This is a genomic window from Bacillus proteolyticus (assembly GCF_001884065.1).
GTDB classification, from domain to species: Bacteria; Bacillota; Bacilli; order Bacillales; family Bacillaceae_G; genus Bacillus_A; species Bacillus_A proteolyticus.
The window spans coordinates 1-12,007 of sequence record NZ_MACH01000150.1 but is presented as its reverse complement, the minus strand read 5'-3'; the positions used below and the strand labels follow the sequence as shown (position 1 = coordinate 12,007).

The following is a 12,007-nucleotide window of genomic DNA, read 5'->3' as shown; positions in this document are numbered from 1 at the left end:
AAAGCATTTTCCAAGGGCTTTGGTCCAATGTTTGGACAATCCCAACCATGAATGACATGGCGCACACTTTCATCGCATACAGCGCCCCATCTTATTCTGCTATACTAAAGCAACTAGATTACAAACAATGTTGTACTCACCAACGTATTAATTCCCCTTTCTTACGAAAAGTCCCATCATCTTACTCGATCCTGTGAGTTACATCTAGTTAATTTAGTTTTCAAAGAACAAGACTAGAGACTATCCCTCCACATTCGTTACATGTTTCGTCGGCACTGTGTCCCCACTTTCACAAGAATGAAGCAATTTCGGTTCGTTAGAACCTTATATGCATCTGTCCGCTAGTAGGCGTTGGTGACAGTTTCTTGCTTACCACGTTCCGATTGACCTAGCTATACATATATCCTTAGGTGCTTGCTGTAAGCCTGTTATCTTTACATCATCATCGTTAGATGTTCCGAATTTCATATCCTTTAATCTTACTTTTCGGTAGATAACATCGTCATTGACGACATACATATTTCTTATGTATTAATAATTTAGACCCGTATATTCGCAAGTTCGCCAGTCCGTTATTTTAGACATTCTCACCATAGATGTTTTGTAGCATCCCGACCTATCCATTACTATATGATTTCTCACTTAGGTTTTGTTCAGCCGACTTCACCTAGCTTCATACAATTTGTGACTACTATCACTCCTTGCATGTAGGAATATTAGATAAGTAGTTTCAGCTCAACCTGACGGCTTTCATTCCTACTTTCAGTCAATCAGTTGTTGTTATCAAATTGATGACCCTCCCATTTCGTGTTTACACACTTATAAGGAAACGTGTCGCGCAAAGGATTATTTTGTTAAAATTCTGGATAAAAATTAATATTATTCATAAAGGAGATCCACTGATGAAAATGATTTTTTTAGTTATTTTCATAACAATTTTCCTTTTAATAATTTTGTATTTTGTTGGTATGTCACTTTTTTTGGAATCAATCCTAAATTAAAATAAGACTATTTAATACATCCTTCGTTTAATTATCAATTATTCCGTCAATACTGTAGATAGGCTGTTAGCCAGAATTCATTTAACATAGTTTTCTCTGTATCTCCTTGCAGGGAGCAGTTAGCTTTTGCTAGCTGCTCTTATTTTCTGCAATTGGTTACATTTCCCTGATGTTTTTAACATAATATTACGTTACAATATAAAAGAATAAAATATATTGAGCTGTTATACCATTACCCTAGGAAACTAGGGTTTTTTTTCTACAAAATGAAATTTTTATTAAGAGTTTATAATCTCTCTGATTTTTTTAATCTTATCTGCGTTAACGTCTCCTAAAGCTTTCATATCAATTACTACACTAGAATGTCGCGCTCCATTCAATAAATCTACGCAACATACATGTTGTTCTTTTTCATCACTGGCCTTTAATTGAATGCCTTGAAATGAGGCATCACATATATCCCTTAAATATGATTTCGTTTCAAATAGCTCATTCCAATTTTCATTCAAATACATTTTCATAAAGCTTTCGATATCTTCACCACAAGATACCTCGACCTCTTCAATAAATGAATCGTCCATTGTAAAAACGTTAAAGATCATCCAAGCTGTAATATTGTTTAATTTCACGCTGTTTTCTTTCATCATTAATCCTCCTCAAGTTCCGTAACAGTTATATAATTTCTAGCATTCTTTCGATTCGATATTCTCCTTTGATACGCTGGTCTTGTATAAAAACGAACTGTTGCAGGAAGTACGCCCATATAATCAGCGCATTCCTTTATGGTCCCGATACATAGCAATGATTCACCTTTATAAACGACGTACTCCTTTAAGTTCATTGTTCATTCTCCTTTTCTAATAAAATAGCGGTTTTGTTCAGTTCTACCACACCATGACATGTAGACAACTATATGTCATGGTGTTAAAATGTTATTGTGATTCCCATATGGTTTCACAAACGACTTTTTCTCTGTTTATGGGGCTCTTACATAATTGTAAGAGCTATTTTTTTATTCGAATTTTGATTTTTTTCACTTTTTCGATACATTTATGAAACATTCATGTGTTATCTTCAGTACGTTCTATTCTTTTTATAAAACCGTGTGAGATATACCGACACAAAAAGCCCTAGAGCCCTAACTCTAGGTCTTTTTCATTTAAAATAACGCTTTTGTTATAATTTATGAACATATTTTAGACCTAAAAATCCTACCGAATATTTTTAGGATAAATTTACCGAGTGAGTTAGCAGAAATTTCGTGTTATTCTGAACGTGTTGAATAACCCAATACATTCAACAATGCTCTTGATTGCATACATAGTATGCAGCCATCCATCCAGATACCTTAGCTAATACGTCCCCCTAATCGTCGTTATTGCTAAGGTATCTTTTAGATGCCCTGTGTGCAGGGCTTTTTCATTTCAGTGATGATGCTCTTTTTCCCATCTCATTATCGATGCTTTTAGTCCAATTTTTTAATAAAATTCAAATTTGGTCTTACTTTACCCCCGTAGATCCAAATCCACCAACGCCACGCTTACTATTAGATAACTCGTCTACTTCAACAAAATTAGCTGTTATTACTGGCGTTATGACGCCTTGAGCGATTCTTGTTCCTCGTTCGATAACATGAACTTGTATATTGGCTGCTTTAGGTCTTTCAGTATTATCAACCAGCACTCCAACTTCTCCGCGGTAGCCACTATCCACCGTTCCAAGAAAAACTCGTAACTTTGTATTACGCGTCATACCGCTACGCGGGCGCACCTGCAATTCATATCCTGGTGGAATCTCAAAAGCCAATCCAGTTTGAACAACTTTTTTTTCGCCAGGCCAGATAACTGTGTCCTCCGCTGCAACTAGATCAAAACCACTATCGCCCGGTTTAGCGTATTTAGGTAATTTCACGTCTTTTACTCGCTTAATCTTCACTCTTAATTTCATTCTTTCCCGCTCCTTATAAGTAACTTTTCAATTTCTCTTTCTGTTTCTTCAACACTTCCAAGGAAAGCTTCGTCTTCCGCTTCTCGTTATCCAATCCCACTAAGTGATATTCCATCTTATGAATTTCACTCTCTACTACTTGGAGTTCACTTTGCACCTGCACCAAGGTATCTTTTTTCATTACTTCCCTCCCTTTGCTTTGCTAATTAACTTAGTGATTTCATATACACCGTTCTCCATCTCCATCATTCCTGATACACTCCTTTTATGAGATTCCACAACTCTTGTTCAGTCATCTCATAAAGTTGTCGCCCTGTCTTTTCTTCTTTATAAATTCCCTTTTGTAGTAATACATCGATGTAGATTTGTTTCCTGTCCATGCTGCCTCCTAGCTTCTTTTCTTCGTAGCTCTCCTTATAGATGTAGTCGCTGCCCTTTGTGGATTCCATCTATTTATTGTCATGGCGCTATGCCTCCTAATCCAAATTCATGATTTCCTCTAAGATTCTATCCGAAATATAAGTAGTAATGATTTGTATCTTTCCGTATTTCTTTTTAGCCATTTCTATAGCTGCGCCCTCGGACTTCGCCTCAAACCAACGAAGCTTCCACTTCTCGTCTTTATCGTAAAATTCTACTGAGTACGTCATAACGCTATTACTCTTCAAAAATCTTTCCGCTGTACTTGTTGCGCTATAATCAAAACTTCCGACTACATCCTCCAGTGTTAGTTGTTTCATGCCCCTAATCCCATTGGACGAGATTTAATTTTCTTCTTATTTGCCTGATCCATGATTAATGCAGCGATTTCTAATTGATGCCTTCCTAGCTCTTTTGCTATTTCAAGAATATCTTTATCCTCATTTGACGCTATGATAAAAGAATATGATGAAATTTGGAATCAGGACTGGAGACCTATTTGGGGAGATGCAAGTAAAGACCCTGCATCTATTGATAAGAACGCTTTAAAAGAGAAAATGGAGTCAATTACAAATCGATACGATGAACTATCCAATAAAAATACAGCATTTAAAAGTGGTGCAAAGCTAACCGATCCTGTATTAAAAGAAAAGATTGAGAAATTTAGAGTGGAGTTCGGACTAGCAACTAACTATAGAAGTAATGCTGGAAGAGCTGTAACTCAAGGGATAAAAGGTATAGCTCCATTGAAAGGTAGAATGGAAGAAGCTCAAAAATCTATTAAACTTTCCGATCAAAAACTAATTAACGCTGTAGCTAGCTTAACTGAAGTAGAATCAAAATTAGGTGTTAGTCGCAACTAAGATCATAATAAAATATAGATTTTAACCATACTTCTCAATGAACAAAATAACTTAACGTGGTAAAATAATATTTGGATGGGAGTCCAATACATATTATTAAAATTAAAGTGGTTCAAGTCGGAGGAAGGCACCTTAGGGTGTCTTTTTTATTAACCTTCGACATAATATGACAATATACAAATTAATAGTTTGTTATTATTATCTAGAAATCTTACATTTATCTACAAATTATTATTGTATTTTCAATTTTTTAAATGTAAAATATTTCAATGTAAATACATACCATTTAGGGAGATGGAGAAAATTATGAAAAAACTATTAGCTTCAGCAACAGCGGTCACATTATTAACAGTGGGGTACAGTTCTTCTGCATTTGCAGCAAAAAGTCCTAATGATACAAAAAACTGTGAACATTTTAAAAGCCAACAAGATGCTCAAGCATTCTGGGATCAAAACGGATATGGTGTTGGAAATGATCCACATCGTTTAGACAATGATAAAGATGGCATTCCATGTGAAGATTATAAGTATCCAACAAGCACAAATACTACAACAGAAAATAAAGAAACTACTAAACCTCAAGAACAAACTAAACAAGAAAATACTAAGCAGGAAAACACTAAGCAAGAACCTGCTAAACAAGAAAACACTAAGCAAGAGAATTCAAAACAAAATAACCAAACAACAAATACTAAGCCTCAAACAACTGCAAAAGAAACAAAGAAAAATACTAATACAGTTGTGAAAAAAGAAACTAAAAAACAGGGTGAAAAATTACCTAATACAGCATCAAACGGTGTTACAATGATGTTAGCAAGCTTAGGCTTAGCATTAGCTGGATCTGTATTAATGTTCCGTCGTAAAAAGACAAACGCATAAAATAGTTCCTTAAAACGGCAGGAGAAATCCTGTCGTTTTCAAATGGAGTGATAAAAGTGAATAAAAAACAATGGATAGGCTTATGTTTAACTGTTATTGGACTTACTATCTTTTCCTATTATTTTCTAGAATGGTATGGAGCTAGACAATCAGCAGAGTCGCTAACGACTAACGAAGCGAAACACTATGAGACCTCCACGCCTTCTAAAGAAAATGAAACAACAAACATCAATCAAACAGAGACTGAAACTTCATTACAACCTGAAGAACCTGTACAAATTCCCTCTTCAAAGGTAAACCATCAATTAGGAGATAAAGTGGCATATTTAATTATCCCTAAAATACAAAAGAAATACTCTGTATATTGGGGAGCTGACGATAAAGTACTGAAAAAAGGTGTAGGTATGTTTGTTAGTGATTTAACTACTACACCATCTGGAAATGGGCATACAGTTTTAAGTGGGCATAGAGATACTGTTTTTACCGAGCTTGGTCAACTAAAGGAAAATGACCAACTTATCGTGGAATATGAAAATAAAACATATACATATAGAATTAACAAGCATTGGATAACAGATTCAGAAGATCGAACAGTTATTGTAGACAAAAGTGAGCCAACATTAACATTAACAACTTGTTATCCTTTTAATTATATAGGAGACGCTCCAGATCGATACATAATTGAGGCATCTCTACTCTCCATTCATTGAAAGTGAGGGCCTCGGCTCTCTTTTTTTATTTTCATTCGACAAAATGTGACGAACTAGTTGTAACTGGATTTGTTATGATGGGTTGAGAAATCTTACATTTTAAAGGGGATATTATATGGCTAATCCAAAATACACTAAAATTGATGAGCGGTTTGGTGTTATTGAATACCCGGTTACACTTGCAGAAATGGTTGAAATATCAAAGGAATTTCCAAAAACGGAACGTAACTACTATCAGTATGCTTTCGATGCTTTAAAGAAGGTTATGAAAGCTAAAGAAGCGATTCACTACTTTGAAGTTGCTAATCCTAAACTAACAAAAACTGGTTTCATTGTTGTCGGGGGACATAACTTATACCTGGTAATGATGAAAGGCGGCTTATTTGGCGGCGCTGAAGCTGAGGTAGTGAAGTATAAAGATATCAAAGAGGTTGATTTCGATATTGCACAAGGTCTATTCGGGATTTCTCTTATGAATACAGGGATTATTTATCTTAAAGTAAAGAAAATGTTAGGAACAAAGAAACGTACAATCAGTAACATTCCAGATTACAATGTCGATGGAGTATTAAAAGCGATTCGTAATAAATTGAAATAAACATCAGCACTCTAATGAGTGCTTTTATGTTTTATAGAAAGGGATAATTGAAAATTATGAAGCCATACTTAGAAGTATTAAGTAAAAGCATCCAGTTTGGAGACGAAACGCTCAAAAACCTAGAAAGAAAAAAAGAATTACCAATCGAGCATAAAGTAATTATTGCTCTTTATAGAAAATTACTTGAACAAGTTGACGGTAATTATATTTTAGCGGATCACGAACTCGAAGGACCAGCTAGAGTCTTATTGAGATCAGCTATGGAGACTTTCTTATCTTTAATATATATCCTTCAAGAAAAAAGAAGAATTCAAGACAGAGCTTTCTCTTATTATGTTGGTTTTTTAAAAGCAGAATTAAAAATTGCTAATAATCCTCTAACTACAGACAATCCAAATGGATTTAAGAATGAAGAAGATTCCAAACTGGATATAAAAGAAATTGAATCTATATTAAATAAAAGACAGTTTAAAAAAGTGTTGAATGAATGGGAACTTACTAACAAAAAAACTAGATACGAACCTAAATGGTATTCATTATTCAATGGACCTACATCAGTTAACCAACTTGTTAATAAAATTGCAGATAAAGATACGAATCTTCTTTATGGGATTTTATCTATGGAAGCTCATGGATATCAAGCATTAAGCGCTGTAAAACACAGAGACTTAACAAACGAAGATTTTGCACTTCAACCTATACGCAATAACATAACTGATGAAACTGTTAAACTCACAAGAGTATTACTTACAAGCATAACGATGAGAATAATTAGTCTTATAGCACCTGAATATGAGCTTGATTTAATCAAATTCGCAAAAGAAATAGGAATAATATCTAAAACCCATCCTTTTGTTATACCTAAAATTTAAAAATATATGTTTGGTTCAAGTCGGAGGAAGGCACCTTAGGGTGTCTTTTTTTACGGCAATACATCAATATTTTCTTTTTTACAATTGGTAAGAAATTTTACATTTTGTAACGACATCAAAGAGCTTATGAGGAGCTTGATGGATGTCAGTAAGGTTGTTTTGCTAAGCAAGTTTCTTTGTACGTGAAGATGCTGCAAAACAACAAAAATATTCTATGATGAAAATGTCATGTTGTGCTTCTATTGTTTTCATCATAGAAGAAATTATTTCCAATTTCCATTCGACAAATTACGACAAACCAGTTGTAACTGTTTCTGTTATGATGGTTTCGGAAATCTTACATATCAGACAGATGGAGGAAACAAACATGAAGAAACCGTTCTACAAAAAATGGTGGTTCTGGCTTATCGTTGTTATCGTAGTAATTGGGGCTGCGGGTAATAGTGATAAAGAAGAAGCTAAAACAACTTCTACTGAACCAAAACAAGAGGCTAAACAAGAAACGAAGAAAGATGAGCCTAAAAAAGAAGAACCTAAAAAGGAACTTTCTAAAGAAGGTGAGTCTTCTAAAGTTAACATCGCTGTAGGATCTGTTGAATCAGTAGATTCTGTTGGTGGCGAATATTTAAAAGAAAAAGCACAAGGTGTGTTTAAAATAGTTGAAATTACTATTACGAACAATCAAAAAGATGCTATCACTGTTGATTCTAACAGCTTCAAATTAGTTGATAATAAAGATCGTGAGTTTACTTACTCTATACAAGCTCAAACTGCTTTCGATGTAGGTAACGGTGGAAGCTCTGATTTCTTCTTAAAACAACTTAACCCTGGTTTATCTCAAACAGGTAAAATTATCTTTGATGTTCCTGCTGACGCACAAGGCTTAGTTTTAAAGGCTCGCGGCGGTATGATGGGTAAAGAAATTAAATTAAAAGTAGAATAGTTAAAGGCACTCGAAAGAGTGCTTTTATTTTGTTAATCACATCTAGAAAAAACAACAAGAATTGAGGAAAACTATGAAAAGAATCATTTTCACTATTATCACCGCGATGTTAGTTTTAGCAGGTTGTGATGGACCAGAACCTACCACTGAGAATTTAGACAGTATTGTTTTCGAAATACCGAAGGATAAAGAGATTAAAAAGTATCTAATATCCGCAACATATAAAGAAGTAGAAAAATCAGATCAAAATGATGAAAATCCATATTATTATTATGATATCGTAGTTTACCTTAACGATTCATTTGATAACTTACAACCTAAAGAACAATATGAATACTTAGTATCCATAGGTAAAATCATCAAGAAACAAAGCGGAACACCGCAAGATAAAGATGGTGAGGGAGAGTTATACTGTGGAAAAGGCGTTAAATGTGAATTGTTAAATGTTGTATTAAAAACAGAGAAACACGAATACTACACAAATTATGATCTACCTGGCTTAACTGGAGAGTGGCTTCACTTAGATGATAAAGACAAAAGTGTTGCTGAAAATAATATCATTTACGATGCAAGTGCTAAAGATGGAAAATATATCAAACCTGAAAGTAGCAACCCATCCCCTTCAACTAGTACTTCCTCATCAGCTAATGAAGAAGTAGAAAAGATTAGAATTGCAACCGGTAGGGATTGGATTAAGTTGTCATTTGATGATAAGTTCATATATGTTCAAACTGTGATTGAATCCATGAAATCTTCAGGTAGATCAGTAACGGCCGATGCATATTGGTTTATTGATGCATTAAACGCCTACTATGGAGGCGGAGAAGAAGCCACCATATCAGATAAAATAATTGATATTATGGCAATATCCGGAGTTGCTGGTGATGTAATCAAGTAAATGAGAAATATAGATTTGAACCATATTTCTCAATGAACAATATAACTTAACATGGTAAAATAATATTTGGATGGGAGTCCAATACATATTATTAAAATTAAGATGGTTCAAGTCGGAGGAAGGCACCTTAGGGTGTCTTTTTTTCTACCTATAACTGTTTAATTGTTATATAATAATAACATTGTATTTTAGGAGGAACATAAATGAACAAAAAACTAATCATTGGAATTATCGCTGTAATAGTAGCTATCATTGCTTCCGTAGCTATTTTTAAGGATTCCAAATCAGAAGATATGAAACCTAAGTATTCACAAAAAGATATGGATAAAGTTATTGATCAACAATTTAATGAGCAGCAAGAATTAAAAACACAAATCAAAGAGTTGAAATCTAAAGTAGACTCCTATGAAAAATTGCAAACTAGATCACTTCAAGAAACTACACAGCCGAGTCAAGAAAAAACTGAACCAGCTGAAAATGCTGATAAGGTTACATACGAAAAGGAAATTAAGCCTACTATTGATGAAATGTTAAAGGAATATGATGAAATTTGGAATCAGGACTGGAAAGCTATTTGGGGAGAAGGAAGCAAGGACCCTGAATCTCTTGACAAGAACGCTTTAAAAGAGAAAATGGAGTCAGTTACAAATCGATATGATGCGCTTTCCAAGAAAAATACAGAATTTAAAAGTGACTCAAAGTTAACTGATCCTGTATTAAAAGAAAAGATTGAGAAATTCAGAGTAGAGTTTGGACTAGCAACTAACTATAGAAGTAATGCTGGAAAAGCTGTAACTCAAGGGGTAAAAGGAGTAGCTCCGTTGAAAGAAAGAATGGAAGAAGCTCAAAAATCAATCAAGCTTTCCGATCAAAAACTAAGTAACGCTCTAGCTAGCTTAAATGAAATTGAATCAAAATTAGGAGTAAGTCGAAATTAGGCACTCGAAAGAGTGCTTTTATTTTTTCCTCAATGACTAACATTACTTAACATGGTAAAATAATATTCGGATGGGAGTCCAATACATATTATTAAAAGTAAAGTGGTTCAAGTCGGAGGAAGGCACCTTAGGGTGCCTTTTCTTTTTTCTTAAAAGGGTATCGTCACATGCCCATCAAGCTAAGTAAAGTAACTCCCCCAAAACGAGAAAATTGATATCTTCAGGTGAAAATGTACAATTTTTTTGTTTTGGGGATGTTATAAAATTCTTAAATTGATGGATATGTTGATATACTATTTTGTTACAGCATATTTAAAAGATTAAAGGATTCTTTTTTTGGGTTTATATATTTGTTTTATCCCAATATAAAAAAATATTGCTATACGATTATAAATATGCATATAATTATATATGGAGAATCATAATTATTATAATTGGGAGAGAAAAAAATGAAAAAAATAATTATTTCAGGTGTATGTGCAGCGGTATTTGGTACGACTTTTTTTACGCAGAATTCTTTTGCTGAAACAACAAGTGATAACTTGAATCAGAATATAAAAGCAGCGAGCGTTCAAGCAAGTAGTTTTATTGATGTACCTCAATCGCATTGGGCGTATAAAGAGATTCAGTACATGGTTGATCATAATATAATGCTAGGATATGGTAATGGTTATTTTGGTATCAAAGATAAAGTGACACGTGAAGAATTAGCAGTATTTTTATACAGAATGATTAAGATTCCTGACGGTCCTTATAAGAATCCTAAACCTTTCAATGACATAGATGGTTCAAATTTCAAAAAGGAAATTGTAGCATTATACAATAATGGCATTTTTCCCTATCTGAAGGATGGAAAATTTGATCCTAAGCGTAATATAACACGAGCGGAAATTGCAGTTGCGTTTAGAACTGCCTTTGGTTTGACTAAGAAATTTGATCATCAATTTACTGATACGCAAGGTCACTGGGCAAGTGAAGAGATTAAAATTTTATATAGCAATAGTATAACTAGTGGTGTAGGTGATAACCAATTTGATCCAGAGGGACCTGCAACACGTGAACAGTTAGCTATGTTCTTATATAGAGCTATCCCAGCGGCTTCAAAACCCCTTCAAGTAAACTAACTATTTAAAACCGACTCATACGAGTTGGTTTTTTCTTTGTAGGAATTTATAAAATATCTGTTATAACAAGTAACTCCTCCTTGACTAAACAGCAAACCTGAATGTATGGCAGAAGTTGAGAAGAGCTAATAGATTGGATATCAATGAGATAGATTTTTCACCTCTTTGTTTATAGTGTTTTGAATGTATACTTTCCTTGCTAATTTTGAGGATATCAGGGGAATCAGGATGGAGTTAATTTTTTAGGATATTTGAATGTAAACTAATATGTAAAAGTTTACATTCGTATTTATAATAAATAAAAAGTACTTTTTAATGTTTTAAAAGTGCTTTTAACTTGATGTGACGGAACCTCACGTATGTAGAAATTTAAAAAAGTCCCTTCATAAGGCTAAAGGGACTTTGCTCATACAAATGATCTGCACATCAATTCATCTTTGATATACAGATCATTTGTATGATAATTTTTATAAATAATTGCTAAATAATGAACTTACATAAATGCTTTTAAAAGTTCTTGAACTAATGGAAGTGCTGCACCTACAAATTTTAAAACTGCCATTGCGATTGCCATATTATTTCCTCCTCTTTTTTTCGTATTAAGGTATGATGATTTTTATAAATAATTGCGGAATAATGAACTTACATTACTGCTTTTAAAAGCTCTCCTACTAATGGGATGATTCCACCTAAGAATGATAAAACTGCCATTGCGATTGTCATATTATTTCCTCCTCTTTTGTTGATGCTAAGATGTGATTTATCTTTATGCTTTCATTATAGTAAGCGCTTACATTTATAGCAATACATTTCC

General features: G+C 33.7%; 14 protein-coding genes and 2 pseudogenes. 10 read left to right on the top strand and 6 right to left on the bottom strand.

Annotated features, from left to right (window positions below; translation table 11 throughout):
* Positions 1-1,279: 1,279 nt before the first annotated feature.
* From BAQ49_RS26775 to BAQ49_RS26755, 6 genes are all read right to left on the bottom strand, one after another.
* The gene (locus BAQ49_RS26775) at positions 1,280-1,645 is read right to left on the bottom strand and encodes a hypothetical protein (protein ID WP_071747757.1); all 366 of its coding nucleotides are present in this window, start codon (positions 1,643-1,645) and stop codon (positions 1,280-1,282) included.
* Between the two features lie 2 nt (positions 1,646-1,647).
* Positions 1,648-1,842 (bottom strand): MerR family transcriptional regulator, encoded by a 195-nt coding sequence (locus BAQ49_RS26770; protein WP_002187109.1) that lies wholly within the window; start codon positions 1,840-1,842, stop codon positions 1,648-1,650.
* A gap of 659 nt (positions 1,843-2,501) precedes the next feature.
* Positions 2,502-2,948 carry a dUTP diphosphatase gene (dut, locus tag BAQ49_RS26765; protein ID WP_071747756.1) on the bottom strand — a complete coding sequence of 149 codons (447 nt, stop codon included), beginning with the start codon at positions 2,946-2,948 and terminating at the stop codon, positions 2,502-2,504.
* Positions 2,949-2,961: 13 nt separating this feature from the next.
* Positions 2,962-3,129 (bottom strand): hypothetical protein, encoded by a 168-nt coding sequence (locus BAQ49_RS33165; RefSeq protein WP_165616084.1) that lies wholly within the window; start codon positions 3,127-3,129, stop codon positions 2,962-2,964.
* Between the two features lie 64 nt (positions 3,130-3,193).
* Entirely contained in the window at positions 3,194-3,328 is a 135-nt protein-coding gene (locus tag BAQ49_RS26760) for a Fur-regulated basic protein FbpA (RefSeq protein ID WP_000375383.1), read from the bottom strand.
* A gap of 96 nt (positions 3,329-3,424) precedes the next feature.
* Positions 3,425-3,688: a hypothetical protein gene (locus tag BAQ49_RS26755; protein WP_071747755.1), complete on the bottom strand. Its 264-nt coding sequence runs from the start codon at positions 3,686-3,688 to the stop codon at positions 3,425-3,427.
* A gap of 120 nt (positions 3,689-3,808) precedes the next feature.
* On the opposite strand from BAQ49_RS26755, the pseudogene BAQ49_RS26750 reads away from it, so the two are divergent.
* The 10 genes and pseudogenes from BAQ49_RS26750 to BAQ49_RS26710 form a co-directional block, all read left to right on the top strand.
* Positions 3,809-4,231, top strand: a pseudogene (locus BAQ49_RS26750) (ribonuclease); the annotation flags it as partial.
* A 306-nt stretch (positions 4,232-4,537) separates the two neighbouring features.
* On the top strand, positions 4,538-5,110 hold the full coding sequence (locus BAQ49_RS26745) for an excalibur calcium-binding domain-containing protein (RefSeq protein ID WP_071747754.1): 573 nt from the start codon (positions 4,538-4,540) through the stop codon (positions 5,108-5,110).
* A 56-nt stretch (positions 5,111-5,166) separates the two neighbouring features.
* A complete protein-coding gene (locus tag BAQ49_RS26740) occupies positions 5,167-5,820 on the top strand; it encodes a class D sortase, LPxTATN-specific (RefSeq protein ID WP_071747753.1) in 654 nt (217 codons plus the stop codon).
* A 115-nt stretch (positions 5,821-5,935) separates the two neighbouring features.
* On the top strand, positions 5,936-6,418 hold the full coding sequence (locus BAQ49_RS26735) for a PH domain-containing protein (RefSeq protein ID WP_071747752.1): 483 nt from the start codon (positions 5,936-5,938) through the stop codon (positions 6,416-6,418).
* 56 nt (positions 6,419-6,474) lie between these two features.
* On the top strand, positions 6,475-7,290 hold the full coding sequence (locus BAQ49_RS26730) for a DUF5677 domain-containing protein (protein ID WP_071747751.1): 816 nt from the start codon (positions 6,475-6,477) through the stop codon (positions 7,288-7,290).
* 116 nt (positions 7,291-7,406) lie between these two features.
* A pseudogene (locus tag BAQ49_RS34170) lies at positions 7,407-7,508 on the top strand (XRE family transcriptional regulator); the annotation flags it as partial.
* Between the two features lie 149 nt (positions 7,509-7,657).
* On the top strand, positions 7,658-8,233 hold the full coding sequence (locus tag BAQ49_RS26725; RefSeq protein ID WP_071747750.1) for a DUF4352 domain-containing protein: 576 nt from the start codon (positions 7,658-7,660) through the stop codon (positions 8,231-8,233).
* A 73-nt stretch (positions 8,234-8,306) separates the two neighbouring features.
* Positions 8,307-9,131, top strand: a complete 825-nt coding sequence (locus BAQ49_RS26720) for a membrane lipoprotein lipid attachment site-containing protein (RefSeq protein WP_071747749.1) — start codon at positions 8,307-8,309, stop codon at positions 9,129-9,131.
* A gap of 203 nt (positions 9,132-9,334) precedes the next feature.
* The gene (locus BAQ49_RS26715; protein WP_084667575.1) at positions 9,335-10,069 is read left to right on the top strand and encodes a ribonuclease; all 735 of its coding nucleotides are present in this window, start codon (positions 9,335-9,337) and stop codon (positions 10,067-10,069) included.
* A 449-nt stretch (positions 10,070-10,518) separates the two neighbouring features.
* Positions 10,519-11,193, top strand: a complete 675-nt coding sequence (locus BAQ49_RS26710) for an S-layer homology domain-containing protein (RefSeq protein ID WP_071747748.1) — start codon at positions 10,519-10,521, stop codon at positions 11,191-11,193.
* The last annotated feature ends 814 nt before the right edge of the window (positions 11,194-12,007 follow it).

What these genes read in the sequence shown, in the direction of transcription:
- BAQ49_RS26720 (WP_071747749.1), top strand. Translation starts at nt 8,307, where the DNA reads ATGAAAAGAATCATTTTCACTATTATCACCGCGATGTTAGTTTTAGCA.
- BAQ49_RS26730 (WP_071747751.1), top strand. Translation starts at nt 6,475, where the DNA reads ATGAAGCCATACTTAGAAGTATTAAGTAAAAGCATCCAGTTTGGAGAC.
- BAQ49_RS26775 (WP_071747757.1), bottom strand. Translation starts at nt 1,645, where the DNA reads ATGAAAGAAAACAGCGTGAAATTAAACAATATTACAGCTTGGATGATC.
- BAQ49_RS26755 (WP_071747755.1), bottom strand. Translation starts at nt 3,688, where the DNA reads ATGAAACAACTAACACTGGAGGATGTAGTCGGAAGTTTTGATTATAGC.
- dut (WP_071747756.1), bottom strand. Translation starts at nt 2,948, where the DNA reads ATGAAATTAAGAGTGAAGATTAAGCGAGTAAAAGACGTGAAATTACCT.
- BAQ49_RS26770 (WP_002187109.1), bottom strand. Translation starts at nt 1,842, where the DNA reads ATGAACTTAAAGGAGTACGTCGTTTATAAAGGTGAATCATTGCTATGT.
- BAQ49_RS26745 (WP_071747754.1), top strand. Translation starts at nt 4,538, where the DNA reads ATGAAAAAACTATTAGCTTCAGCAACAGCGGTCACATTATTAACAGTG.
- BAQ49_RS26725 (WP_071747750.1), top strand. Translation starts at nt 7,658, where the DNA reads ATGAAGAAACCGTTCTACAAAAAATGGTGGTTCTGGCTTATCGTTGTT.
- BAQ49_RS26710 (WP_071747748.1), top strand. Translation starts at nt 10,519, where the DNA reads ATGAAAAAAATAATTATTTCAGGTGTATGTGCAGCGGTATTTGGTACG.
- BAQ49_RS26715 (WP_084667575.1), top strand. Translation starts at nt 9,335, where the DNA reads ATGAACAAAAAACTAATCATTGGAATTATCGCTGTAATAGTAGCTATC.
- BAQ49_RS26760 (WP_000375383.1), bottom strand. Translation starts at nt 3,328, where the DNA reads ATGGACAGGAAACAAATCTACATCGATGTATTACTACAAAAGGGAATT.
- BAQ49_RS26735 (WP_071747752.1), top strand. Translation starts at nt 5,936, where the DNA reads ATGGCTAATCCAAAATACACTAAAATTGATGAGCGGTTTGGTGTTATT.
- BAQ49_RS33165 (WP_165616084.1), bottom strand. Translation starts at nt 3,129, where the DNA reads ATGAAAAAAGATACCTTGGTGCAGGTGCAAAGTGAACTCCAAGTAGTA.